The organism is Bradyrhizobium sp. NBAIM14 (assembly GCF_020193895.1).
Classification (GTDB): domain Bacteria; phylum Pseudomonadota; class Alphaproteobacteria; order Rhizobiales; family Xanthobacteraceae; genus Bradyrhizobium; species Bradyrhizobium yuanmingense.
In genome coordinates, this window is record NZ_JADYVQ010000001.1 from 678,418 (window position 1) to 702,239 (window position 23,822).

Consider the following 23,822-nt stretch of genomic DNA (forward strand, 5'->3'; position numbering starts at 1 on the left):
CCTTGTGGGCAGCGTGCCAGGCGACGCGCTGCTCGCGCACGCCTTGGGCGGCATGCGATCGGACTGGTGCCATTCCTAATTGATGGCCACGGTCCCTCCCCCCGTCACATCGCCTTGACGATGTTCTCGGTGACCTTCTTGGCGTCGCCGAGCAGCATCATGGTGTTGTCGCGGTAGAACAGCGGATTGTCGATACCGGCATAGCCCGACGCCAGCGAGCGCTTGATGAACATCACCGTGCCGGCCTTCCAGACCTGGAGCACCGGCATGCCGTAGATCGGCGAAGTCTTGTCCTCTTCGGCCGCCGGGTTGGTGACGTCGTTGGCGCCGATCACGAAGGCAATGTCGGCCTGCGCGAATTCGGAGTTGATGTCCTCGAGCTCGAACACCTCGTCATAGGGCACGTTGGCTTCGGCCAGCAGCACGTTCATGTGGCCGGGCATGCGGCCGGCGACCGGGTGAATGGCGTATTTCACCTCGACGCCTTCCTTCTTGAGCATGTCCGCCATCTCGCGCAGCGCGTGCTGGGCCTGCGCCACCGCCATGCCGTAGCCGGGCACGATGATGACCTTGGAGGCGTTCTTCATGATGAAGGCCGCATCGTCCGCCGAGCCGAGCTTGGCGGGCTTCTGCTCGCCCGTGGCGCCGCCGGCCGCCGTGGTCTCACCGCCGAAGCCGCCGAGGATGACCGAGATGAAGGACCGGTTCATCGCGTGGCACATGATGTAGGACAGGATCGCGCCCGAGGAACCGACCAGCGCGCCGGTGATGATCAGCGCGGAGTTGCCGAGCGTGAAGCCGATGCCCGCGGCGGCCCAGCCGGAATAGGAGTTCAGCATCGAGATCACGACCGGCATGTCGGCGCCGCCGATCGGGATGATCATGAGCACGCCGAGCGCCAGCGCGATGATGGTGATCATCCAGAAGTCGAACGCGCCGCCGGTGAGGACGAGACGGACGATGAAGAACACCAGCGCGACGGCCAGCGCGATGTTGATGACGTGGCGGAACGGCAGGATGATCGGCGCGCCGCTCATGCGCGCGGACAGCTTCAGGAAGGCGATCACCGAGCCGGTGAAGGTCAGCGCGCCGATGGCGACACCGAGCGACATTTCGACCAGACTTGATGCATGAATGGCGCCAGGCTTGCCGATGTCGAAGGCCTCAGGCGCGTAGAACGCGCCGGCAGCGACCAGCACCGCGGCCATGCCGACCAGCGAGTGGAAGGCGGCGACCAGTTCGGGCATCGAGGTCATCGGCACGCGGCGGGCGATCACCGCGCCGATGCCGCCGCCGATCGCGACCGCGAGGATCACGAGGACCCAGGCCACGCCATCCGCCGGCGGATGGCTCGCCAGCGTGGTGGCGACCGCGATCGCCATGCCGATCATGCCGAACAGATTGCCCTGGCGCGAGGTTGCCGGGCTCGACAGCCCGCGCAGCGACAGGATGAACAGCACCCCCGCCACGAGATACAAGAATGCAGAGAGATTGGCGCTCATCTCAGGTCCCCATTGATCCCTTCAGCCCGAGGTGGCCGCTTACTTCGACTTCTTCTTGTACATCGCCAGCATGCGCTGGGTGACAAGGAAGCCGCCGAAAATGTTCACGCAGGCGAAGACGAGCGCGACGAAGCCAAAGCCGCGCGCCCAGCCCGAGCCGCTCGAAACCATGCCGACGCCGACCGCGAGCAGCGCGCCGACCACGATCACCGAGGAGATCGCGTTGGTCACGCTCATCAGCGGCGTGTGCAGCGCCGGCGTCACCGACCACACCACGAAATAGCCGACGAAGACGGCGAGGACGAAGATCGACAGCCGGAAGATGAAGGGGTCGACGACCTGTGCAGCGTGCTCCATGGCAATCTCTCCTTAAGCTTTCGGCTGGAAGTTCGGGTGGATCACGGCGCCGTCCTTCGTCAGCGCGGTAGCCTTGACGAGTTCGTCGTCCCAGTTGACGGCGAGCTTCTTCTCTTTCTTGTCGACCATGGTCTCGATGAAGGAGAACAGATTGCGCGCGTAGAGGCTGGAGGCCGAGGCCGCAACGCGACCCGCAACGTTGGTGTAGCCGACGATCTTGATGCCATCGAGGTCGACGACTTCGCCGGCCTTGGCGCCCTCGACATTGCCGCCGCGTTCGACGGCGAGATCGACCAGCACCGAGCCGGGCTTCATCGACTTGACCATGTCGGCACTGACGAGCTTCGGCGCCGGGCGGCCCGGAATCAGCGCGGTGGTGATGACGATGTCCTGCTTCTTGATGTGCTCGGCGGTGAGCGCGGCCTGCTTGGCCTGGTATTCTTTCGACATTTCCTTGGCGTAGCCGCCGGCGGTCTGCGCGTTCTTGAACTCCTCGTCCTCGACAGCGAGGAATTTCGCGCCGAGGGATTCCACCTGCTCCTTGGTGGCGGGCCGCACGTCGGTCGCGGTCACGACGGCGCCGAGACGGCGCGCGGTCGCGATCGCCTGGAGGCCGGCGACGCCGACGCCCATCACGAACACCTTTGCGGCAGGCACGGTGCCGGCTGCGGTCATCATCATCGGAAAGGCGCGGCCGAAGGCTTCGGCGCCCTCGATCACGGCGCGGTAGCCGGCGAGGTTGGCCTGCGAGGACAGCACGTCCATCACCTGCGCTCGGGTGATGCGCGGCATCAATTCCATCGCGAAGGCGGCGATGCCGGCATCGGCCATCGTCTTCAGCGCGGCCTCGTTGCCGTAGGGGTCCATGATGGCGATGACGAGGGCGCCGCGCTTGTACTGCGCCAGCTCGGATGCCTCAGGGCGCTTCACCTTGATGATGATGTCGGCGTCCTTGAGCGCGTCAGCGCTGACGGTGGCGCCGACCGCGGTGAATTCGGAATCCGGCAGGCCCGATTTGATGCCGGCACCCGGCTCGACGGCGATCTCGGCGCCCAACGCCTTGAACTTCTTCACCGTATCAGGCGAAGCGGCGACCCGCGGCTCCGACGGATCTATTTCTTTGGCAACGGCGATCTTCATAGGCCCTCCGGCGACGCGGACAAAAACGCGCACGCGAACTTAGCGTTACTCCCGCAACGTTTGGATACCGGTTTTGAAACCGGCTTGTATGCAAATTTAATGAGCAGCCGCCGGCGTTGGCGGATGCAGCCGACGATGGATCAGGTCAGAAAGACCGCCATCAGGATCACGATGAGCGCGACCGAGACCGTGCCGTACTTCACCAGCTTGATGAAGCCCTCATAGGTCTGCTCGTGGGCAACGTAGTCGTTGCCGTCGGCGGTGGTGTACGCCACTTCGCTATGGTCAGCCATGGAATGTCCCCAGTCGAACGTCGAATTCTCGGGCTGGGATACCTGAAAGATTTAGACAGGGCAACGGCACCGAGGCGGGGTTTTCCCGCAAATCGGGTCATTTGGAATTCCAATTGTCCCGGATCCATCGCGTCAGACTCTCCTCACTGACTTCGCCGGCGGCGAGGGAGAGGATGATCGTTGTCGCTTCCGCGGGATCGGGGCTGAAAGCTACGCCGTTCTTGCGAAGAAAAGCCATCATGGCCATGAAGGCGATGCGCTTGTTTCCATCGACGAATGCATGATTTTTCGCGAGGCCGAATGCATAGGCTGCAGCGAGTTCGTCCAACGGCGCCTGTTCCGAGCGCCATTTGTTGATCGGGCGCTCCAGCGCCGAGCGCAGCATGCCTTCGTCGCGCAATCCCGGCGCACCGCCGAAGCGCCGGAGCTGTCGACCATGAAGTGCGACAGCCTGCTCGTAGGTGACCCAGAGCGGCTCCTGAGGATCGCTCATGCGCATCGCCAGCTATTTTGCGAGCGCAGCGAGCGTGTCGCGATACTTATCCATGATCTCGTCGGCGATCTCCATCGTCCGCTCGAAATCGGGGTCGTAGGGCAGCAGCTGAAAACCACCACCAGGCAATTCCACCACATGCAATTGCTGGCCGCGCTTGAGATCGAGGCGCTGCATCAGCTCGCGTGGCAACAGCAAACCATCCGAATTGCCGATCTTCTTGATCTCAATTTTCATGGCTGACCTCCGGCGCGTTATACACTTGTATAACACAACCAACGGGTCGGTTCAACGGATGTTTTACGGATGGCGAATGCGTCAGCCCATCGCCTCCAGCTCGTCGATCATTCCGGCGATGACGCTGAGCCCGCCGTCCCAGAACTTTGGGTCCTTCGCATCTAACCCGAATGGCCGCAGCAGCTCGGAATAGTGCTTGGTACCGCCGGCGGCGAGCATGTCGAGATAGCGCTCGGCGAAACCCTCGGCTGCGTTCTCGTAGACGGCATAGAGCGAGTTCACGAGACAGTCGCCGAACGCGTAGGCGTAGACGTAGAACGGCGAATGGATGAAGTGCGGGATGTACATCCAGTAGTTCTCGTAACCCGCCTTGATCTCGATCGCCGGCCCGAGGCTCTCGCCCTGCACCGACAGCCAGATCTCGCCGAGCCGCGTCGCGGTGAGCTCGCCGTTCTTGCGCTCGGTGTGGACCGCACGCTCGAAGGAATAGAACGCGATCTGCCGCACCACGGTGTTGATCATGTCCTCGACCTTGCCGGCGAGCAGCGCCTGGCGCTGCTTCGCGCTCTTGGTCTGGGCCAGCAGCCGCTTGAAGGTGAGCATTTCACCGAACACGCTCGCGGTCTCCGCCAGGGTCAGCGGCGTCGGCGCCATCAGCGCGCCGTTCTTTGCCGCGAGCACCTGATGGACGCCATGGCCGAGCTCATGCGCGAGCGTCATCACGTCGCGCGGCTTGCCCTGGTAGTTCATGAGAACGTAAGGGTGCGCTGACGGCGTGGTCGGATGCGAGAACGCCCCGGGCACCTTGCCCGGCCGGACCGGCGCGTCGATCCAGCGGTCGGTGAAGAAGCGCTCGGCGATATCGGCCATTTTGGGCGAGAAGCCGCGATAGGCCGTCAGCACCATGCTGCGCGCCTCCGGCCAGGCGATGACATCGGTCGCCGCAAAGGGCAGCGGCGCGTTGCGGTCCCAATAGGCCAGACGCTTCTTGCCGAACCATTTCGCCTTCAGCGCATAATAGCGATGCGACAGTTTCGGATAGGCTGCGCGCACCGAGGCGACCAGCGCATCGACGACCTCGCGCTCGACACGATTGTTCAGATGGCGGGAATCGGCCACGTCCTTGAAGCCGCGCCAGCGGTCGGAGATGTCCTTGTCCTTGGCGAGCGTGTTGGTGATCAGCGCAAAGGTGCGCTCATTGGCCTTGAAGGTCTTCGCCAGTGCCTCCGCCGCGCTCTTGCGCTTGGCGCCGTCGCGATCCTGCAGCAGATTCAGCGTCGGCTCGATCGCGAGCTCCTTGGCGCCGACCTTGAAGCGGAGGCTGGAGATGGTCTGATCGAACAGCCGGTTGAAGGCTGAATAGCCGGTCTGCGCCTTCTCCAGGAAAAGCTGCTCGAGCTTGTCGTCGAGCTGGTACGGCTTCTCCTTGCGCAGATCCTCGATCCAGGGACCGTAGTGCGCGAGCTCGGCGGCCTGCATCGCGCGATTCAAAATATCGTCATCGATCCGATTGAGCTCGAGCGCGAAGAACAACAGATGCGTGGACGCCGCCGTCAGCCGCTCGGACACGTCGCCGTAAAACTTTGAAATCGCAGGGTCCACACTGTCGCCGGCATGGACGAGCCCGGCATAGGAGCCGAGACGGCCGGCGAGATCGTCGATCGCCTCATAGCGTCGCACCGCCTCGGCGAGCCACTTTCCGCCATCTTCGTTTGCTGTCCCTGTCGCCAGCTTGCCCCTGTAGTCCGTCTCGAAGGCGACGCAGTCGGCATCCATTCTCTCGAGGTCGCGCGCCACCTCCGGCGCCTCGATCCCGGAATAGAGGTCGGCCAGGTTCCACTCCGGAAGCTTGCCGGTCTTGCTCGCAGCTTTGGAGGGTGCAGCTTTGGAGGGCCTTGCCTTGGGGGCGGATTTTTTGGTGCTTGGCTTGCGGAGAGCGGGCTTGCCGGGAGCGGACTTCTTGAGAGCGGACTTGTTCAAGGCAGATTTGTTCAAGGCGGACTTGGAGCGCGAATTCATTGTGTGGGAAACCTGTGTTCAACAATCGCGGCGGCAGGCGGGGGCATCAAGGTTTAAGCGTGCGTTAACCGGCTTCGGCCAGAGTGCCCCGATTCGAGACAGATAGTAGTAGCGTGCGGGGAACACCATGGCTGCCAGTATTTTGATCGCCGACGACGACGCTGTAGCCCGCCGGCTGGTCGAGAACATGGTGCAGAAATGCGGCTATGAGACGGTCGTCGTGGACTCCGGTGACGCCGCAATTGCCGCCCTCACTGCCCCCGACGGACCGGCCATCGACGCCGTCATCCTCGACCTCGTCATGCCCGGCCTCGACGGCATGGGCGTATTGGCGAAGATCCGCGAAGCCGGCCTGAGCGTCCCCGTCATCGTGCAGACCGCTCATGGCGGTATCGACAACGTGATCTCCGCGATGCGCGCGGGCGCGGCCGATTTCGTCGTCAAGCCGGTCGGCGTCGAGCGGCTCCAGGTCTCGCTTCGCAACGCGCTCAACACGTCCGCGCTCAAGGGGGAGTTGCAGCGCATCCGTCACAGCCGCGAAGGACGGCTCACCTTCTCCGACATCATCACCCGCTCCGAAGCGATGACGGGCGTGATGCGCGCCGCCCAGAAGGCGGCAAACTCCGCGATCCCCGTGCTGATCGAGGGCGAGTCCGGCGTCGGCAAGGAGATGTTCGCGCGCGCCATCCATGGCAGCGGCGAGCGCAAGGCCAAGCCGTTCGTTGCGGTCAATTGCGGCGCAATTCCCGACAACCTCGTCGAGTCCATCCTGTTCGGCCATGAGAAGGGCGCCTTCACCGGGGCCACCGAGCGGCACACGGGCAAGTTCGTCGAGGCTCATGGCGGCACGCTGTTTCTGGACGAGGTCAGCGAGCTGCCGCTGACGGCGCAGGTAAAGCTGCTCCGTGCGCTCCAGGAAGGCGCCGTGGAATCGGTCGGCGGCCGCAAGCCGCTCAAGGTCGACGTCCGCATCATCTCGGCCACCAATCGCAAGCTGCTGGAGCGGGTGAAGCAGGGACAATTCCGGGAAGACCTGTTCTACCGGCTGCACGTGCTGCCGCTGACGATCCCCTCGCTGCGCGCGCGGCGTGAGGATATCCCGCACCTGCTCAGGCATTTCATCGCGCGCTTTGCCGCCGAGGAGAACCGCCCGATCACCGGGATCAGCGGCGAGGCGGTGGCCCATCTTGCCCAGCTCGACTGGCCCGGCAACATCCGCCAGCTCGAGAACGCGGTCTATCGCGCCGTGGTGATGAGCGACGGGGACCAGCTTGGTCTCGGCGACTTCCCTCTGCTCGCCTCGCAGGCGCATCCCGTCACGGATATTCCGACCGCTCCGTTGCTGCTCGAGCCGGCGGCGACGCCCTCCGTAGTGTCGGGTAATGAAATACCAATCGCCCCGCTCCCCGCGGTGGGAACGCTGTCTATGCTCACTGCGACCGGGGATGTCCGCCCGCTGGAGGACATGGAGAACGAGATCATCCGTTTCGCCATCTCGCATTATCGCGGCCAGATGTCCGAAGTGGCTCGCCGACTCAAAATCGGCCGCTCGACGCTCTACCGCAAACTCGACGAGGCCGGGGTTCCCGGGCATGGCGGCAAAAGCGGCGAGGAGACGCATTGAGCCCAGTGCGAACGAAGCTTCGCGCGGCGGTGCGAGATCGCTCTAAGCCGTTCGCGTGACGACGGAATTCGTCTGCGATTTGAACCGTGACTTGGAAGTGACAGACAGAGGGAAAAGCGCGTGGCAGAGGCGTACAATCCGTTGCCAAGAGGCTCCCTTGAAGTCAGTTTGTCGTGAGTTGCCCCGGGCAGCGCTGGCCGCAAAATCGGGGCCTGTATATCGTCTGCGTCAGAATCGTTGGGTGCAGGCGTGCAACTTTCGAGAGGCCGGCGCGGTTTAGCCGAAACATCAATAAGCGATAACGAGCTGTTCCATGAAGGAACAGTTCACCCGAGGGGTGCGACACAATGCGTGACTGTTTGAACCACCGTGTGGGCTTTGACCGTGTCTTGATGACGGTCGCGGCGACCTTCCTCACGGTGTCAGCCAGCTCGGCCCTGGCGCAGGATCTGCCGCGCAGCAGCGCCGCGGAACTCGCGATCGAAGCCGCGATCCCGCGCCCCGAACCGGCAAACGTCCCGCCCCCGACTGCAGCCGACATCAAGCTCGACACCACCGCCACGGTGCAGGATTCCACGAAGGACGTCGCAAGGGATTCCGCCAAGGTGAACGTCGCGCCCACGGCGGACAAGGTGGAGACCAAGCCCTCCGACGTTGCCACCACACCCGCGCCGGAAGCGCCGAAGAGCGAGACTGCGAAAACCGAGCCGGCCAAGGCCGACACCGCAACGGCCACGCCGGCGGCTCCCGCAGCACCGGCCGCCGAACCGGTGAAGGCCGCAAGCAACGTGCCCACCGCCGACCAACCGGTCGCGGACAAGCTCAAGGACATCATCGGCGCTAAGACCTCGCGCCATTTCGACCGCAAGAACGAGCGTGCAGCGATTGAGAAGTTCTATGGCGCGCGCGACTTCGCGCCGGTCTGGACGCAAGGCGGCAACCTGACTGCTGCGGCCAAGGGCGTGATCGCACGGCTCAAGGACGCGGCGTCCGACGGTCTCAATCCCGCCGACTATCCGGTGCCGGATTTCGCCGCCACGACCCCCGATGCGCTGGCTGATGCCGAGCTCAAGCTCACCGCCAGCATGTTCGACTATGCCCGCCACGCCCAGAGCGGCCGCATGCATTGGTCGCAGGCCGGCGGCGACATTCTCTATCCCGAGCATCCGGTCGATCCCGGCGAAGTGCTCGCCAAGGTCACGACGGCGGCGGACGCCTCCGCGGCGCTCGAGAGTTACAACCCGCCGCACAAGCTCTACAAGGAGCTGAAGGCCAAGCTCGCCGAGCTGCGCGGCCAGGGCAGCGGTCCGGTGATCGAGATCGCCGACGGCCCTGCGCTGAAATACACCCCTGCCGGCAAGAAGCAGGCTGAGATCGTCGTGGAAGATCCGCGCGTGCCGCAACTGCGCGCCAAGCTCGGCCTCGCCGAGAATGCCAGCGACACCCGCTACGACGCTGCGGTCGCCGAAGCCGTGCGCAAGTTCCAGACCGGCGCCGAACTGAAGCCGACCGGCATCCTAGACGACAAGACGGTCAAGGCGCTCAACACCCCCAAGCGCGACAAGCAGATCGACGTGGTGCTGGTGAACATGGAGCGCTGGCGCTGGCTGCCGCGCGATCTCGGCGCGCCGGCGCTGGGTGACGCCTATGTCATCCTCAACATTCCCGATTTCACTTTGAAAGTGATGCAACGCGGCCAGCAGGTCTGGACCACACGCGTCGTCACCGGCAAGCCGGGCAAGCAAGCCACCCCGCTCCTCACCGAGACGATGAAGTACATCACGGTGAACCCGACCTGGAATGTGCCGCCATCCATCGTTTACAACGAGTACCTGCCGGCATTGCAGCAGGACCCGACCGTGCTTCAACGCATGGGCCTGAGGCTTGAGCAAAACCGCGACGGCTCGGTGCACATTTCGCAGCCGCCGGGCGAAGCCAACGCGCTCGGCCGCATCCGCTTCAACTTCCCGAACAAGTTCCTCGTCTATCAACACGACACGCCGGACAAGCATTTGTTCGCCAAGGAAGAGCGCGCCTTCAGCCATGGCTGCATGCGCGTGCAGAATCCGGATCAGTACGCCTCCGTTCTGCTCAACATCGTCATGCCGAACGAGAAGTACACGCCGGAGCGCATCCGCAGCATGTACGGCAAAAGCGAGATCGACCTGAAATTCCCGACCCCAATCCCGGTCAACATCACCTATCAGACCGCGTTCGTGGATGAGGCCGGCAAGCTGCAGTTCCGCAAGGACGTCTATGGCCGCGACGCGGCCATGATCAACGTCCTGAAGAACAACCGCGGCAAGGACCTCGAGGCCGTCGTGGCGCATTCCCAGCCGAGCTATTCGCGTCCGGCAACGACGCTGCCCTCCGGAGTGGCCGTGGCCAACAACGGCAGCGGCTTCGGCTCGTCCGGGCCGAACTTCTTCGAGCGGCTGTTCGGGGCGCCCACCCAGGCCGTGCCGCCGGCACCGGTCGGCCGCCGTCCGCAACAGCAGCGGGTGTTTACCCGCTGACGCCCGTCCCGCACTCGTTTTCCTGAAATTCTGCAAGGAAATCAGCGACCCCGTCCCCAGGATGGGGTCGTTGACGTTAACCATGCTGCGACCTGCGATGGGGCGGCGGGCGTTTTTTTGCCACAGTCAACCGCTTAGGATCGTAATCTGACTTGGTTTGGGGGCGAGAAGGTCAACCTCAAATTAACCTTCTCGCTTTAAGAAAGCGTTCATCCTCTTTCGCGCTGCTAACGGGGTTGGCGGGAGAGTCCATTTGAACGCTCGTCGACTGGGTGGGCTCATACGTGCTGACTGGTCTCGCACGCCAATTCGTTGTGCTGTCGTTGTCCCATGCGGGCGTGAAGGCCGGATCCCGGATCGGCCTTGCGGCTGCATTGCTGCTTGCGGCCGCCGGTTCGGTTCATGACGCCGCCGCTCTGAACGAGACCAAGACGCTCTCGTTCCACCACACCCATTCCGGCGAAGACCTCACCGTCACCTTCAAGCGCGACGGGCGCTACGACGAGGCGGCGCTGAAGCAGCTCAACCACTTCCTGCGCGACTGGCGTACCCAGGAACAGACGGTCATGGACCGTCGCCTGTTCGACATCCTCTGGGAAGTCTATCGGGACGTGGACGGCAAGCAGCCGATTCAGATCATCTCCTCCTATCGCTCCCCCGCCACCAACGCCATGCTCCGCCGCCGCTCCTCCGGCGTGGCGCGCGCCAGCCAGCACATGCTGGGCCATGCGATAGACTTCTTCATCCCCGGCGTACCGCTGGAGCAGATCCGCTTCGCCGGCCTGCGCCTGCAGCGCGGCGGGGTCGGCTTCTATCCGACATCCGGCTCGCCTTTCGTGCACCTCGACACCGGCAGCGTCCGGCACTGGCCGCGGATGACGCATGACCAGCTCGCCCGCGTCTTCCCGGACGGCAAGACGGTGCATCTGCCGACCGATGGCGTGCCGCTGAAGAACTATGAGCTCGCCAAGGCCGAGATCGAGCGGCGCGGCAACGGCGATGATGCCGGCAGCAAGCCGAATTTCTTCGCAGCCTTGTTCAGGAGCAAGCCGGCAGCTCCGGCCGCCAGCGACGAGGATGACGAGGGCGCGCCCGCCCCGGCCGCGAAGCCGGCGGCACCGACCGTCGTCGCAGCCGCCGCCAAGCCCGCCGAGCCGGTGCCGACGCCGCGCGCCAAGCCGCAGATCGCCGCCGCGATCCAGCTCGCGTCGGCCGATGCGCAGATCGTCGCGCCGCCCAAGCCGAAGCCCGCGCCCGTGGCTGACAAGCCCGCTTCCGGCAAGCCTGTTGACGGAAAGCCGGAGACCCCGGCCGACATCATCAATGCGCGCGGCTTCTGGGATGACGTTCCGGCCACGCCGCAGCAGGCGACACCGGCGCAGGTCGCCGCGCTGAAGGCGCGCCAGGCGCTGGCCGCGGCCACCGATCCGCAACCGACCGCGAGCGTGTCCAACGCGGCCCTGCAAGCCCTGGCTTACGCGCCGGCGGCCTCCCCGGTCGACCGCGCCAATGTCGTCGCCGCCTCGGCGCCGATCCCGCGCACCACCCGCCCCCGCAGCGTGGCTCAGGCGCCGGAGATCAACAGCGTGGTCGGCAAGAGCGTCGACGGCAGGGTCGCAACCGCGACCCGCCTGTCTGCGGCCAAGGGCGAGAGCATCTGGCTCAAGATCGTGATGCTGTCGCCGAGCGCCAGCCACGCGATGTCGGTGACGCTGATGGGCGAGCTCGATACCGCGGCGCTGCGCGGCTATTTCGTCAAGCCGCGCTCCGTGATCGCGATGGGCTTCTCCGACGACCCGATGCAGGGCCTGTCCTGCGACAATTTCTCGGGCAGCGCGACCGCAAAGCTCGAGACGACGTCGTTCGTCGTGCGCACCGCCGCGCTGCGCTGAGTCCTCTGTACCAGCAAAGCTCTCTCTGTTCGTCCTTGCCCGGGGTTGATCAAGCCGGCAAGCCGGCCGCGATGAGGCCGGCCTCGTGACGCTGCCGGTCGGGCTCGCGCTTGTAGTGCAGCGTCGCAAGATAAGCTGCCACCGAGAATCCCGGTTCGCGCTTCAAGACCTCGGCGGCGTGAGCGCCGGCCGCGATCGCGTTCTTCATCTGCGCGAATGTCGCCGCCAGGAACGCATGATGGGTATAGTCGGGGCGCGTGATCCTTGAAAACGCCTCGGCGGCCTCGGCGTATTTCTCCGCGCAATAATAGGCGCGGCCCAGATGGCTCCAGAAGCGCTCGGGATGATAGGGGTTGAGACGCATCGCTTTCCTGATCCAGTCGATGCCTTCCTCCGGCAGGCCCAGCCAGGTCAGAAGCTCTCCCTGTTGCACGACGACGAGGTCGTAGTTGGGATTGAGGGCGAGTGCACGCTCCTGGTGATAGGTGGCCTTTTCGTAGTCGTGTCGCGTCAGATTGAGCGCGGCGAGAATTCGGTGCACGTCCGCGTCGTTGTCGTCGAGCGCCAACGCAATTTCCAGCTCCGAAGCAACCTGCTCGAAGGTCGCCTCGCGGTCGGCGCACCAGCCATAGATCCAGCACTGACCGAGCACGCATGCCTTCCAGGCATGAGCGTGGGCATAGTTCGGATCCATCGCCAGCGCGCGGTTGAGCAGCGTCTGCGCCTGAGCGTTGTCGTCGCGGGTTGACCGATGATGCAGGAGCTTTGCAGCCAGCACGCATTCGTAAGCGGGCATGTTGTCGGTCGGCTTGCGCTTGGTGCGGTCGTGCGTTGCGGCTTCTACTCGCCCCGGCAACGTCGCCACGATCGCGCGGGTCATCTCGTCCTGGATGGCGAAGATATCCCGGAGCTCGCGGTCGTAACGTTCGGCCCAGATATGGCGGTCGGTCTCTGCATCGATCAGCTGCACGGTGACGCGGACGCGCTCGCCGGCCTTGCGAACGCTGCCCTCGATGACATAGTCGACTCCGAACTCACGGCCGATGTCCTGGACCTTTACGGCCTTTCCCTTGTAGACGAACGTCGAGTTGCGGGAGATGACGAGCAGGTCGTGGAAGCGCGAAAGCTCGGTGATGATGTCCTCGGTGAGACCGTCAGCGAAGAACTCCTGCTCCGGATCGCCGCTCATATTGGCGAACGGCAGCACGGCGATGGACGGCTTCTTCGAAACACCCGGCGGCGTCAGAGCACGATTGGACCCGTCAGGCAGGCTTGCGGGCCCCTCCGCCAGCCGAATGCGGAAGATGCGGATTGGACGGGCGATGTTCTTGACGCTCTGTTCACCGAGATCGTCGAACTGAACGCCGTCGAGCCGGTCGCCGACCTGATCGCGCACCGCGCCGGAGACGCAGATTCCTCCGGGCTCGGCCAGCGTCTCCAGCCGCGCCGCGACGTTGACGCCATCGCCGAATATGTCGTTCTGATCGACGATGACGTCGCCGAGATTGATGCCGATGCGGAATTGGATCCACCGCGGCGGCGGGACGTCGGCATTGCGCCGCGCCATGCGGCGCTGAACCTCGGCCGCACATAGCACGGCATCGACGACGCTGTGGAATTCCGCGAGCATGCCGTCGCCGGTCGTCTTGATGATACGGCCGCGATTCTTGGCAATGGCAGGATCGATGAGCTCGACACGATGGGTCTTGAGGCGCGCAAGAGTGCCGGCCTCGTCGACCTCCATCAGCCGGCTGAAGCCGACCATGTCGGCAGCGAGAACCGCGGCAAGCCTGCGCTCTGGTCCCGGCACATCCATCGCTCGGTCCCTTCACCGAGCAACCTAGCAGATGCCGAGATTTTGCCCAAGCTTGGTGCGCTGCAACGCCGACCGGGCGGGGCGCCTCAGAGCATCCCCAGCGCCTGCATGTAGGTCTCGAGGATGGTCTCTGCCTCGGCGCGCTCGTTGGGGTCCTGCTTGCGCAGGCGCACGATGGTGCGCAGCGCCTTGACGTCGTAGCCGTTGCCCTTGCTTTCGGCATAGACGTCGCGGATGTCGTCGGAGATCGCCTTCTTCTCTTCCTCCAGCCGCTCGATGCGCTCGATGATGGATTTGAGCTGGTCCTTGGCGAATTTCGTCGCGGGCTCGTCGTCGCGGACGGCGGCGGAGGTGGCCATCTTGGTACTCCCAATGGAACTGGCAAAACGAGGTGACGCCGGCATCCCTCACCGCGCGTGCTGGGTAGACCCTTAGGGTCGGCGCTCCCAGCGTTCAAGCAAGCATCACGCTCGTCCACAGCGCGCCCACACCTTCCTGCGCCGACGCATAGAAAGCTGTTGTGTGGTGCGACTCAGGGCTCGGCGATGGGCCGTTCAATGCCCGTGGGGATGGACCTTCTTCATCGCCTCGAGCTGCTCGGGCGTGGCCGTGCCCTGGTGCTTCGCCTTCCAGGTCTCATAGGGCATGCCGTAGACGGCCTCCCGGCTCTCGTCCTTGCTCAAGGCGACGCCCTGGGCGTCCGCGGCGTCCTTGAGCCAGTTGGACAGGCAATTGCGGCAGAAGCCGGCCAGATTCATCAGGTCGATGTTCTGGACGTCGGTGCGGCTCCGCAGATGCTCGACCAAGCGCCGAAAAGCGGCCGCCTCGAGCTCCGTTCTGGTTTTGTCGTCGATTGCCATGGCTGTCTTCCTCAAGGTCCGTTCCGGGGCAGGGTTACGGGATCAGGTGGGTCTTGTCACAGATTTTGCCATATCGCGGCGCAAAGGGGCCACTGCCCGGCTGCCCCCGGCCGAACGCCAAATCGTCAATGATCTGGTATAGCTTCCGCGACAATGACTGCCGAATCTCCCCGCTCCCCGCTTTACCTGCTCGCCCGGTTGGTCCCGGTGCTGGTGGTCGCCCTGGCGTGCCTCTACGCCGGCCCGGCCTCCGCCGATTTCCGCCTCTGCAACAACACGTCGAGCCGGGTCGGGATCGCGCTCGGCTACAAGGACGCCGAGGGCTGGACCACCGAGGGCTGGTGGAACATCTCGTCCCGTTCCTGCGAGACGCTGCTGCGCGGCACGCTGGTCGCCCGGTACTACTACATCTACGCCATCGACTACGACCGCGGCGGCGAATGGTCGGGCCAAGCCTTCATGTGCTCCCGCGACAAGGAGTTCACCATCCGCGGCACCGAGGATTGCCTGGCCCGCGGCTATGACCGCACCGGCTATTTCGAGGTCGACACCGGCGAGCAGCGCGCCTGGACGGTGCAGCTGACCGACGCCAACGAACAGCCGGCGCAGCAGCGCGTGCCTGGCCTGCCCGGCCCGGTGGGCCCGGGCGGCGTTCCGGGTTTGCCCAATAGCCTGCCCGGTGCTACGCCCCCGGGCTCGCCCGGCCTGCCACCCCCGTCTGGAAATAAGCCATGAGGCGCCTTCGCCGTATCAAGATTCTCGCGACCCTGGGACCAGCCTCTTCAGACCTCGCGATGATCCGCCGCCTGTTCGAGGCCGGCGCCGACCTGTTCCGCATCAACATGAGCCACACCCCGCATGACAAGATGCGGGAGCTGGTGGCGACGATCCGCAACGTCGAGAGCAGCTACGGCCGGCCGATCGGCATCCTGGTCGACCTGCAGGGCCCGAAGCTGAGACTGGGCTCCTTTGCCGAAGGGGCGATCCAGCTCCAGAACGGACAGACTTTCACGCTGGATTCCGACAAGACGCCCGGCGATGCCACGCGCGTCCAGCTCCCGCATCCGGAGATCCTGGCGGCGCTCAGGCCCGGCCATGCGCTGCTGCTCGACGACGGCAAGGTGCGGCTGATCGCGGAGGAGACCTCGAAGGAGCGTGCGGTGACGCGTGTCGTGGTCGGCGGCAAGATGAGCGACCGCAAGGGCGTCAGCCTGCCCGACACCGACCTGCCGGTCTCGGCGATGACGCCCAAGGACCGCGCCGACCTCGAGGCCGCCCTCGTCACCGGCGTCGACTGGATCGCGCTGTCCTTCGTGCAGCGCGCCGACGACGTCATCGAGGCCAAGAAGATGATCCGCGGCCGGGCCGCCGTGATGGCCAAGATCGAGAAGCCGCAGGCGATCGACCGCCTCGCCGACATCATCGAGGCTTCCGATGCGCTGATGGTGGCGCGCGGCGACCTCGGCGTCGAGCTGCCGCTGGAGCGGGTGCCGAGCCTGCAGAAGCAGATGACGCGGATGGCGCGCCGCGCCGGCAAGCCGGTGGTGATCGCGACCCAGATGCTGGAATCGATGATCCAGTCGCCGGTGCCGACCCGCGCCGAAGTCTCCGACGTCGCCACCGCGGTCTATGAGGGCGCCGACGCCATCATGCTGTCGGCGGAATCGGCGGCCGGCAAATTCCCGGTCGAGGCGGTCTCGACCATGAACCGCATCGGCGAGGAGGTCGAGCGCGATCCGACCTACCGTTCGGTGATCATGGCCCAACGTCCGGCGCCGGAATCCACCGCGGGCGATGCCATCGCCGACGCCGCGCGGCAGATCGCCGAGACGCTCGACCTGCCGGCCTTGATCTGCTGGACCTCATCGGGCTCGACCGCCGTGCGCGTGGCGCGCGAGCGGCCGAAGCCGCCGATCGTGGCGATCACGCCGAACATCACCGCCGGCCGCCGGCTCGCGGTCGCCTGGGGCGTGCATTGCGTGGTGGCGGAGGACGCGCGCGACCAGGATGACATGGTGAGCCGCGCCGGCCAGATCGCCTTCCGCGACGGTTTCGTCCGCGCCGGCCAGCGCGTCATCATCGTCGCCGGCGTGCCGCTCGGCATCCCCGGCACCACCAACATGGTGCGCATCGCCTCGGTCGGCCCCGAGGGCGACGCCAACATGTGAGGCCCGCCCGGGGGCGGCCAAACAAAAAGTCGAAAAACAACCCCATGCACAGTAGCCGGCCACTCTGGCCGGTCTTGCCGGGGTTTTGCGAAAAGGCACGCTCGGGCAATGGCCTGAGCGCGATCAGGTCGCCTTTTGGCTCGCGGCGCGATTTCTTCAGGTCCCGACCAGCGCCGTGTTCGCAGGCAGCAGCGTCTGCTGCACCAGGCCGCTATCGCTAGGAACCGGTTATATGGCCACCACCGTAGAATCCGAAGCCCGCGCCCGCCCGACGCTGGGCATCGTGCTCATGGCGGCCGCGATGCTTTCGATCCCGCTGGTCGATGGGATCGCCAAATATCTGAGCGCCGACTATTCGCCGCTCTTCATCGCCTGGGCGCGCTACGCCGTGGCAAGCGCCGTCGTCCTTCCGGTGGCCGCGATCAGGTACAAAGGAGAGATCTTTCCCGCCGAACGGCGCGCCTCCCATATGCTGCGGACGGTGTTCCTCGTCACCGGGATGACACTTTACTTCCTGTCCATCGCGACCGTTCCGCTGGCTACAGCCGTCAGCGCCTATTTCGTGGGGCCGGTCATCGCGGTCGCGCTCGCCGCCATGGTCCTGAAGGAGCGTTTGACGCAACGAAAGATCGCGAGCCTGGCGCTGGGCTTCACCGGCGCCATCGTCATTCTGCGCCCGGACGGCGACATCGAGCCCGGCATCCTGCTGGCGCTCGGCGCCGGGCTAACGTTCGCGCTCTATCTGATCGCAACGCGGCAGGCTTCTCTGGTCAGCGATCCCGTCAAGACGCTCGCCTTCCAGTGTGTCGTCGGCATGGTGCTCCTGACGCCACAAGCCATCTTGACCTGGACCACACCGGCTTGGGACGCTGTCATGTTCTTTCTGGCTTTGGGTGCGCTCTCTGCTGTCAGTCATGTCCTGTCCATCGCGGCATTTCGCTTCGCCGAAGCGTCCACCCTGTCGCCGCTGGTCTATCTCGAACTGCTCGGTTCCACAGCCATCGGCTATCTTGTCTTCAAGGATATCCCGCAAGGCTCCACGATCGCCGGAGCCGTCCTCATTGTGACCGCCGGGCTCATTCTTCTGAAGCGTCCCACCGGGGTTGATCAGTCCGGCCGGGAAAATGCTGATGTAGCAGGATAACAGCGGGCCCGGGCGATCCCGGTGGCGGGTCGGCTCAGGCGCCGACCAGTGCCTTGGTCGTCGGCAGCAGCGTCTGCTGCACCACGAGGCCGCGGGCACGAGCGTCCATGACGCCGACGGCGCGCAGCGCCAGCAGGGTCACGGTCTGCACCGCATCGCGCATCTTGACGGGATCATCGAGATTGTCGGGCGCGAGCGGCCCGACCAGGGCCTCATGCAGCGCGCCGAGCAAGGCGGTGGCGGCGAGCGCGGTGTCCTGCGCCGGCAGATGGCCGGCACGCACGGCGGCGTCGATCCGCGAGGCGATCTCGCCGGCGATCTCGCGCCGGCTGGCGAGACGGGAGGCGCTGACATCGACATCGACAGGCTCGGCCAGGATGCCCCAGGCCAGCCTGCGCTGCGACAGCGTATGCACCGCCACGGTGGTGACCGCGGCCGCCAGCGCCGAGGACGGCCCCGGCGCGGCATCTGCCGCTCTTCGGATCGCCGCGAGCTCGTCGCGGGAGACCTCGGCAATGAGCTCGGAGATCAGCTCGGCCTTGGAGGGGAAATAGCGATAGACGGTGCCGGCCGCGACATTGGCCCGTACCGCGACCGGCGCGATCTGCACCGCCGCCATCCCGCCTTCCGCCGCCGCCTCCCGCGCCGCCGCCAGTATGGCGCTGCGCCGCGCCGCAAGGCGCTTAACCACTTGATGCGTCCGCCGATAAACCATGGCGCGCTTCCTGTCCCACACGCCGGCCGCACGCCCTGCGGCCGAACGCTTCTCACGCAATAGATGCAAATCGCCCCGCAAGGACTGAACAACTATTCAGGGTGAATGACAAGATGCAAATGCGTGGGGCGTCATGGTGGGCGGACGGAGGCGTCAAGCTGCGTCGGCGGGCGCGTGGGCTTCGTTCTGCAACGCACTCCGCCCTCGTTCCCGTTTCCGACATCCACAATCTCTAGGTGTCAAATCAGAAAATTCTCGCAAAGATTCATGCAACCTTAACTGGCTACCCGTAGTCCTACGGTTGTAAATTGGAATTCGGCAATGCGTTTCACGAGCGGGCTTTCTGCGGTTCAGCGACCCGGCTCTGCTCGTGATGTTCCCGGCGCATATGGCGCCTTGATGCTGGAACGCGCGGCGATTTCTTCCGATCCGCGAGAGGTCATGTCCCTTCCCGCGGCCGACAGGCTGCGGCGGTCGTGGAGGGCGAAGCAGCGCGGCAATGCGCTTGCAGCGATCGCCGTTGTCGTCTGCTCGATGCTGGCAGGCGCGCTCTACACCCTGGCCATGGGAGAGGACGTCAACTGGGATTGGCAGAACTACCACGAATACAATGTCTGGGCCGTTCTCAACGGCCGCTATGGCGTCGATGTGGTCCCGCCGGGCTTTCAGACCTACTTCAATCCGCTCGTCTATTTCCCCGTCTACTATCTCCGCCACGTGCTGCCGGCGCCCTATGGGCTGATGATCATCGGCGCTGTTCACGGCCTCAACCTTGCGCTGATCTGCCTGTTCGCGCGGCTGCGCCAGGCCGCAACCATCGCGTCGGTCGCAGCAGTGGTCGTCATCGCTGCCTCGGGTCCGATGACGCTCTCGGAAGTCGGCACGAGCTTTTCCGACGTGCTGCTGGCCTTGCCCGTGATCGGCGGCTGCCTTCTGATCCTGGTGGCGGATCGCCGACCGGCGATCTGCGTCCTGCTCGCGGGATTGCTGATCGGTGCCGCCGTCGGGCTGAAGCTGACCAATGTCGTCTACGCGATCGGCGCTGCCGCGGCGCTGATCGTCTCCGCGCGTCCGCTGCGGGCGATCACGCTTCTTGGCATCGGCGGAATGGCCGGCGCGGCGCTCACCGGCGGCGGATGGTGCCTGATCACGTGGCGCGACACCGGCAATCCGATCTTCCCGCTGTTCAATGCACTGTTCCAGTCGAGCGAGGTGGCCGGCGTCAACCTGATGGATGCGCAGTTCATGCCTCATGGCGTGCTCGACGCATTGGCCTACCCCTTCTACTGGCTGATCGGCGACCACCGAGGCGCGGAGCATCCGTTCCGCGACGCGCGCTTCGCGGTGGTGATGGTCCTGCTCGTGCTCGGCCTGTGGGTCCGCGCGAGGCGCAAGAGCGCGATCCTCACCCGGGGTGACGTGCAGCTGGTGGTGCTGTTTGCGGCCTCTTACCTCGCATGGCTCGGCTTGTTCTCGATCCAGCGCTATGCGGTGGTTCTGGAGCTCCTGTGCGGTCCGCTGATCGTTCTCCTGCTCACGCGCCTCGCCGCGAGCACCGGACCGTCATCGCTGACGGCGTCCCCTCGTCCGCTCGCCGTGTTGACGTTGACGCTCGCAGTCGCGATCGCAGCGTGGTCGCAGCCGGCGGACTGGTGGCACCGCCCCTGGTCCGACGTCTACCGGCCGAAGATCGCCCACGAGCTCGATCAGCCCGCGACCTATTTCATCCTCGGCAAGCCACTGGCCTATATCGCGCCGCAGCTGCCCTCCCAATCGCGCTTCTACCTGCTCGCCGATATCGCCGTGCCGATCGTCCCCGGCGGCATCTTCGACCAGCGCATTCGCGCCGGGCTGAAGACGCCGCTGCCCGGCGGCGTCCGCGAATTGCACATGCGCGGCGATCCGGACCGCAGCGCGCTGCTGGATCGCTACGAGCTCACCATCGATCGCTCCCGGCCCTGCGTCACCATTGAGGGCGCCCGCCCCGGCACGGTGATCGAAAGTTGCCCGCTGATCGCGCGGACTGCGCATTAGTCGCCGTCCGCGCGGAACTCAAACTTGAGAACCATCGCGCCTCTCGAACAGAGGCCTTACCCTTTGAGCGTACAATGAGTCATGGCAAGCTTGGCACAGGCAATCCAGCATCAGTAAGGATCTACGCGTCCCTCACCGTGGTCGCTGCGGCCATTCTGCTGGCGGTTGTCATATTTGACTTCCAACTGGCAGCATCCCAGTCGTTCCCATCGTTCGTACTTGACCCAGGCGGCTTTCCGGTTGGTCGAGATTTTCTGAACACTTGGATAGGCGGCCGATCGGCTTTTTCCGGCGGCCCTGCGGACTGGTTTGATTCCAGCGCCTACATGGCTGCGATAGCGAAGGTGACCGGCATTCCCGATTTGGCACCTCTGTATTGGTCGTATCCGCCGCATCTTCTGTTCGTCATTTGGCCCTTTGGTTTGCTCGGTTTTCTGCCGTCGTACATTGTGTGGTGCGTCACCGGGCTCGCCCTGTATGTTTGGGCGGCAACATCATGTGGTGTCGAACGAAAATACTGGGTGTTTCTGGCCGTCGCACCTGCCGTCACGGTTAACGTATTCCTCGGCCAAAATGGCTTCTTGACCGCTGCGCTCTTGATCGGCGGTCTGGCAAACCTCGAGCGGCGGCCGATACTCGCTGGAATTTTGTTTGGTATGCTGACTATCAAGCCGCAACTCGGTCTCCTGCTTCCGATCGTGCTGGTGCTGGGAGGGCACTGGCGAGTCATTGGTTCAGCCGTCGTCATGACGGTGTCGCTTGTCGCCGCGACTGCAGCATGGTTTGGGCCAGAAATCTGGATCGCATATTGGCATAAAGTTTTGCCGCAACAGCACGAACTGCTCGACGTGGCAGGTATCATGGGCTGGCCGATCGTTGCCTCAGCCTTGATCAACGCCCGCCTTGCGGGTCTTCCGGCTGATTTGGCCTGGGTAGTGCAAGGAGCGGCGTCGGTATGCGCCGTCGGTGCAGTGGTTTGGACATTCTGGCGCAAGCGCGATCCGGTCCTCTCACTAGCGCTCTTCGTTACCGCCACCTTCTTGTTTTCGCCCTGGATCATGAACTACGACATGGTCGTATTCGGATGGATTGTCGCGCTCCTGCGTCAGCGCGGAAACGAAACGTTCGTGGATCAAATTCTTTCGCTTGCGTTATGGGCGTTGCCTATTCTGATGTTCCCATTCGGCTTCGCGCAAATACCGATTGCTTTACTGATCCTCCCCTTGTTCGCCGCGCGTCTCCTATGGCGGTTGTCCAATGGCAAAACAAAGCAGGCCTCGTCAGTGGCATCGCCAGCTTTAGCTTGAGTGGCGACATTTCCCATCTGACGTCTGACCAGTGCCTGTGCCCGACCGAGCTTCTCAGCTCGTTCGTGTGAGAGCGACCTGCGTTGACGCGGCCTCGGCACTCCGCCAGGCTGCGCAGCGTCCGAGGATCAGCCCGAACACGATCAGGATCGCCGGGAAGCCGACCGGCTGCCCGAGAAACAGGAAGCTCGCAAGCAGGCCGAAGACGAGCGCCAGCGCCATCACCTCGTGGCGTGCGAAACCTTCGTCGAGACCGGCTCGGATGAGGAAGGCCACGGCGATGCCCAGCACGACCAGATCGTACATGAAGAGATAGGGCGTCGTCAGCAGCGCCGCGGTCGCGAGCATCGCCGCCTTGAGGGCATAGGGCAGCCGGCTCCGCCACACCACGACCAGCGCCACGGCAACAGCTGTGGTCAACACCCACTGGAAGATCCATGCGAGCTGCTCGGTGCCGCCGAGATAGCGCACCAGCGCGAAGATGCTCTGCATCTTGAACCAGGGCGCCCTGCCTTCGGTCAGGAAGGCCTGGGAGAACATCGGAATCCAGTGGAAGAACGCCTGCCAGCTTTCGGTGCCGAAGGCGAACCAGGATAGTGCAGCGATCGCAACGGTGACGATCGCGGCGCTGAACAGCACGGTCCATTCGGCGGCGGCGAGCAGGACAAGCGGAAACAACAATCCGTATTGCGGCTTGTAGCTGAGAAGGCCGAGGCAGATTCCAGCCAGCACCGGCCGCGTCGGCAACAGATAGAGCATGCCGCCGATCAGCGAGGCCGTGAGGAAACCGTTCTGCCCGACCAGGATGTTGAGGAAGGCGGCCGGAAATCCAACCGCAATTACCAAGCCCGCGTTGCGCCCGATGATGGCGCGCATCACGGCGAGATAGGGCACCATGCTGAACGCGGCCCAGCCGATGAACGCCACCGTATAGGGAAATTGCGCGAGGAAGGACGCGACGAACAGGAAGGGCGGCGGATAATGCCAGGCGAAATGGCCGACAAAATCCTGCTTGAGAAGCGCAAGCTCGACCTGCTTCTGAATGTCCCAATCCCAGGCCTGCGCGGGATGCCCCTCGAGCGCCAGTCTTCCGGCCGCCCAGACGTTGACGAAATCAGTGGGGATGCCGCGCCCGTCGGCGTCAAAGATCCAGAGATGGGCGAGATAGGCCGTCGGAAAATACGCCAGCGTGACGATCGCCAGCACGAAGGAGATGTTGACGAGGATCGCTGGGACCGCACCGTGACGGCCGATTGCAGGCGGAACGGAGGAGGCTTCGGCCATGCGGCTTCCTTGCGCGATGATGTGAGGCGGATGCGCCCAAGCCATACACCCGAGTGGCTTGAAGGAGGCTTAAGCCTGATCGTCGAACGCCCCGCGCCGATTCCTGGACAACGCAAAAGAGCCCCGTCGATGACGGGGCCCTTCGCTATTCCGCTGGTCGTCCGGCCTTACTTGAGGCTGGTCGAGATCGAGCTGAACTTCGTGTTCAGCGTGGTGCCGAGGTTGTTGACGACGGTGATGATCGCCAGCGCGATGCCGGCAGCGATCAGGCCGTATTCAATGGCGGTGGCGCCGGATTCATCCTTCATGAAACGCGCAACGAGGTTCTTCATAGAGTGCTCCAAATGAGTACACGAGGCTACAACTGATCTGGTCTCTTCGGCTTCCCAGCGCCGCCCGACCATGGCAACGGAACGTAGAG

General features: G+C 64.6%; 21 protein-coding genes. 8 read left to right on the top strand and 13 right to left on the bottom strand.

What is annotated here, in order from left to right; all coding sequences use genetic code 11:
* Nucleotides 1-104: 104 nt before the first annotated feature.
* The 7 genes from I6F28_RS03150 to I6F28_RS03180 all read right to left on the bottom strand — a co-directional run bounded on the left by I6F28_RS03150 (nt 105) and on the right by I6F28_RS03180 (nt 6,041).
* The gene (locus tag I6F28_RS03150; protein WP_225139250.1) at nt 105-1,502 is read right to left on the bottom strand and encodes an NAD(P)(+) transhydrogenase (Re/Si-specific) subunit beta; all 1,398 of its coding nucleotides are present in this window, start codon (nt 1,500-1,502) and stop codon (nt 105-107) included.
* Between the two features lie 39 nt (nt 1,503-1,541).
* Nucleotides 1,542-1,859, bottom strand: coding sequence for a proton-translocating transhydrogenase family protein (locus tag I6F28_RS03155; protein WP_035998681.1), 318 nt, complete (start codon nt 1,857-1,859; stop codon nt 1,542-1,544).
* 12 nt (nt 1,860-1,871) lie between these two features.
* Nucleotides 1,872-2,999 (bottom strand): Re/Si-specific NAD(P)(+) transhydrogenase subunit alpha, encoded by a 1,128-nt coding sequence (locus I6F28_RS03160; protein WP_035998677.1) that lies wholly within the window; start codon nt 2,997-2,999, stop codon nt 1,872-1,874.
* 140 nt (nt 3,000-3,139) lie between these two features.
* Nucleotides 3,140-3,292, bottom strand: coding sequence for an aa3-type cytochrome c oxidase subunit IV (locus I6F28_RS03165; RefSeq protein ID WP_035998674.1), 153 nt, complete (start codon nt 3,290-3,292; stop codon nt 3,140-3,142).
* Between the two features lie 97 nt (nt 3,293-3,389).
* The gene (locus tag I6F28_RS03170) at nt 3,390-3,785 is read right to left on the bottom strand and encodes a type II toxin-antitoxin system death-on-curing family toxin (protein WP_225139251.1); all 396 of its coding nucleotides are present in this window, start codon (nt 3,783-3,785) and stop codon (nt 3,390-3,392) included.
* Between the two features lie 12 nt (nt 3,786-3,797).
* Nucleotides 3,798-4,022, bottom strand: coding sequence for an AbrB/MazE/SpoVT family DNA-binding domain-containing protein (locus I6F28_RS03175; protein WP_035998672.1), 225 nt, complete (start codon nt 4,020-4,022; stop codon nt 3,798-3,800).
* An 81-nt stretch (nt 4,023-4,103) separates the two neighbouring features.
* On the bottom strand, nt 4,104-6,041 hold the full coding sequence (locus I6F28_RS03180; RefSeq protein WP_225139252.1) for a M3 family oligoendopeptidase: 1,938 nt from the start codon (nt 6,039-6,041) through the stop codon (nt 4,104-4,106).
* A 127-nt stretch (nt 6,042-6,168) separates the two neighbouring features.
* On the opposite strand from I6F28_RS03180, the gene I6F28_RS03190 reads away from it, so the two are divergent.
* The 3 genes from I6F28_RS03190 (at nt 6,169) to mepK (ending at nt 12,073) form a co-directional block, all read left to right on the top strand.
* Nucleotides 6,169-7,665, top strand: coding sequence for a sigma-54-dependent transcriptional regulator (locus I6F28_RS03190; RefSeq protein ID WP_057028054.1), 1,497 nt, complete (start codon nt 6,169-6,171; stop codon nt 7,663-7,665).
* Between the two features lie 347 nt (nt 7,666-8,012).
* Entirely contained in the window at nt 8,013-10,181 is a 2,169-nt protein-coding gene (locus I6F28_RS03195) for a L,D-transpeptidase family protein (RefSeq protein WP_225139254.1), read from the top strand.
* Nucleotides 10,182-10,465: 284 nt separating this feature from the next.
* A complete protein-coding gene (gene mepK, locus I6F28_RS03200) occupies nt 10,466-12,073 on the top strand; it encodes a peptidoglycan L,D-endopeptidase MepK (protein WP_225139255.1) in 1,608 nt (535 codons plus the stop codon).
* Between the two features lie 49 nt (nt 12,074-12,122).
* Here the strand turns inward: mepK and I6F28_RS03205 are convergent, their stop codons facing one another.
* The 3 genes from I6F28_RS03205 to I6F28_RS03215 form a co-directional block, all read right to left on the bottom strand.
* Nucleotides 12,123-13,889, bottom strand: coding sequence for an adenylate/guanylate cyclase domain-containing protein (locus I6F28_RS03205; RefSeq protein WP_035998656.1), 1,767 nt, complete (start codon nt 13,887-13,889; stop codon nt 12,123-12,125).
* Nucleotides 13,890-13,975: 86 nt separating this feature from the next.
* A complete protein-coding gene (locus I6F28_RS03210; RefSeq protein ID WP_018641571.1) occupies nt 13,976-14,248 on the bottom strand; it encodes a DUF2312 domain-containing protein in 273 nt (90 codons plus the stop codon).
* A 195-nt stretch (nt 14,249-14,443) separates the two neighbouring features.
* On the bottom strand, nt 14,444-14,749 hold the full coding sequence (locus tag I6F28_RS03215) for a DUF1244 domain-containing protein (protein ID WP_035998652.1): 306 nt from the start codon (nt 14,747-14,749) through the stop codon (nt 14,444-14,446).
* A 153-nt stretch (nt 14,750-14,902) separates the two neighbouring features.
* Here I6F28_RS03215 and I6F28_RS03220 point away from each other — a divergent pair, with 153 nt between their 5' ends.
* The 3 genes from I6F28_RS03220 to I6F28_RS03230 all read left to right on the top strand — a co-directional run bounded on the left by I6F28_RS03220 (nt 14,903) and on the right by I6F28_RS03230 (nt 18,061).
* Nucleotides 14,903-15,484, top strand: coding sequence for a DUF1036 domain-containing protein (locus I6F28_RS03220; protein WP_225139256.1), 582 nt, complete (start codon nt 14,903-14,905; stop codon nt 15,482-15,484).
* Nucleotides 15,481-16,917 (top strand): pyruvate kinase, encoded by a 1,437-nt coding sequence (gene pyk / locus I6F28_RS03225; RefSeq protein WP_225139257.1) that lies wholly within the window; start codon nt 15,481-15,483, stop codon nt 16,915-16,917. The genes I6F28_RS03220 and pyk overlap by 4 nt, the downstream gene beginning before the upstream one ends.
* 232 nt (nt 16,918-17,149) lie before the next feature.
* The gene (locus I6F28_RS03230) at nt 17,150-18,061 is read left to right on the top strand and encodes a DMT family transporter (protein ID WP_035998642.1); all 912 of its coding nucleotides are present in this window, start codon (nt 17,150-17,152) and stop codon (nt 18,059-18,061) included.
* Nucleotides 18,062-18,095: 34 nt separating this feature from the next.
* On the opposite strand, the gene I6F28_RS03235 is transcribed toward I6F28_RS03230, so the two are convergent.
* A complete protein-coding gene (locus I6F28_RS03235) occupies nt 18,096-18,776 on the bottom strand; it encodes a TetR/AcrR family transcriptional regulator (protein ID WP_057028549.1) in 681 nt (226 codons plus the stop codon).
* A 441-nt stretch (nt 18,777-19,217) separates the two neighbouring features.
* Between I6F28_RS03235 and I6F28_RS03240 the strand changes: the two genes are divergently transcribed.
* Together I6F28_RS03240 and I6F28_RS03245 are read left to right on the top strand one after the other, a co-directional pair.
* On the top strand, nt 19,218-20,810 hold the full coding sequence (locus tag I6F28_RS03240; RefSeq protein WP_225139258.1) for a glycosyltransferase 87 family protein: 1,593 nt from the start codon (nt 19,218-19,220) through the stop codon (nt 20,808-20,810).
* A gap of 74 nt (nt 20,811-20,884) precedes the next feature.
* Nucleotides 20,885-22,117, top strand: coding sequence for a glycosyltransferase family 87 protein (locus I6F28_RS03245; RefSeq protein ID WP_225139259.1), 1,233 nt, complete (start codon nt 20,885-20,887; stop codon nt 22,115-22,117).
* A 54-nt stretch (nt 22,118-22,171) separates the two neighbouring features.
* Here I6F28_RS03245 and I6F28_RS03250 read toward each other — a convergent pair whose 3' ends face one another.
* Nucleotides 22,172-23,401, bottom strand: coding sequence for a glycosyltransferase family 87 protein (locus tag I6F28_RS03250; protein ID WP_225126301.1), 1,230 nt, complete (start codon nt 23,399-23,401; stop codon nt 22,172-22,174).
* Between the two features lie 167 nt (nt 23,402-23,568).
* Complete coding sequence (locus I6F28_RS03255) at nt 23,569-23,733, bottom strand: Flp family type IVb pilin (RefSeq protein ID WP_035998610.1); 165 nt, start codon at nt 23,731-23,733, stop codon at nt 23,569-23,571.
* Nucleotides 23,734-23,822: the final 89 nt, after the last annotated feature.

Excerpts from the sequence above, each read along its gene's own strand:
- I6F28_RS03205 (WP_035998656.1), bottom strand. The coding sequence starts at position 13,889 with ATGGATGTGCCGGGACCAGAGCGCAGGCTTGCCGCGGTTCTCGCTGCC.
- I6F28_RS03240 (WP_225139258.1), top strand. The coding sequence starts at position 19,218 with ATGTCCCTTCCCGCGGCCGACAGGCTGCGGCGGTCGTGGAGGGCGAAG.
- I6F28_RS03180 (WP_225139252.1), bottom strand. The coding sequence starts at position 6,041 with ATGAATTCGCGCTCCAAGTCCGCCTTGAACAAATCTGCCTTGAACAAG.
- I6F28_RS03175 (WP_035998672.1), bottom strand. The coding sequence starts at position 4,022 with ATGAAAATTGAGATCAAGAAGATCGGCAATTCGGATGGTTTGCTGTTG.
- I6F28_RS03155 (WP_035998681.1), bottom strand. The coding sequence starts at position 1,859 with ATGGAGCACGCTGCACAGGTCGTCGACCCCTTCATCTTCCGGCTGTCG.
- pyk (WP_225139257.1), top strand. The coding sequence starts at position 15,481 with ATGAGGCGCCTTCGCCGTATCAAGATTCTCGCGACCCTGGGACCAGCC.
- I6F28_RS03195 (WP_225139254.1), top strand. The coding sequence starts at position 8,013 with ATGCGTGACTGTTTGAACCACCGTGTGGGCTTTGACCGTGTCTTGATG.
- I6F28_RS03255 (WP_035998610.1), bottom strand. The coding sequence starts at position 23,733 with ATGAAGAACCTCGTTGCGCGTTTCATGAAGGATGAATCCGGCGCCACC.
- I6F28_RS03215 (WP_035998652.1), bottom strand. The coding sequence starts at position 14,749 with ATGGCAATCGACGACAAAACCAGAACGGAGCTCGAGGCGGCCGCTTTT.
- I6F28_RS03190 (WP_057028054.1), top strand. The coding sequence starts at position 6,169 with ATGGCTGCCAGTATTTTGATCGCCGACGACGACGCTGTAGCCCGCCGG.
- I6F28_RS03170 (WP_225139251.1), bottom strand. The coding sequence starts at position 3,785 with ATGAGCGATCCTCAGGAGCCGCTCTGGGTCACCTACGAGCAGGCTGTC.
- I6F28_RS03160 (WP_035998677.1), bottom strand. The coding sequence starts at position 2,999 with ATGAAGATCGCCGTTGCCAAAGAAATAGATCCGTCGGAGCCGCGGGTC.
- I6F28_RS03230 (WP_035998642.1), top strand. The coding sequence starts at position 17,150 with ATGGCCACCACCGTAGAATCCGAAGCCCGCGCCCGCCCGACGCTGGGC.
- I6F28_RS03220 (WP_225139256.1), top strand. The coding sequence starts at position 14,903 with ATGACTGCCGAATCTCCCCGCTCCCCGCTTTACCTGCTCGCCCGGTTG.
- I6F28_RS03235 (WP_057028549.1), bottom strand. The coding sequence starts at position 18,776 with ATGGTTTATCGGCGGACGCATCAAGTGGTTAAGCGCCTTGCGGCGCGG.
- I6F28_RS03210 (WP_018641571.1), bottom strand. The coding sequence starts at position 14,248 with ATGGCCACCTCCGCCGCCGTCCGCGACGACGAGCCCGCGACGAAATTC.
- I6F28_RS03250 (WP_225126301.1), bottom strand. The coding sequence starts at position 23,401 with ATGGCCGAAGCCTCCTCCGTTCCGCCTGCAATCGGCCGTCACGGTGCG.
- I6F28_RS03165 (WP_035998674.1), bottom strand. The coding sequence starts at position 3,292 with ATGGCTGACCATAGCGAAGTGGCGTACACCACCGCCGACGGCAACGAC.
- I6F28_RS03245 (WP_225139259.1), top strand. The coding sequence starts at position 20,885 with ATGAGTCATGGCAAGCTTGGCACAGGCAATCCAGCATCAGTAAGGATC.
- I6F28_RS03150 (WP_225139250.1), bottom strand. The coding sequence starts at position 1,502 with ATGAGCGCCAATCTCTCTGCATTCTTGTATCTCGTGGCGGGGGTGCTG.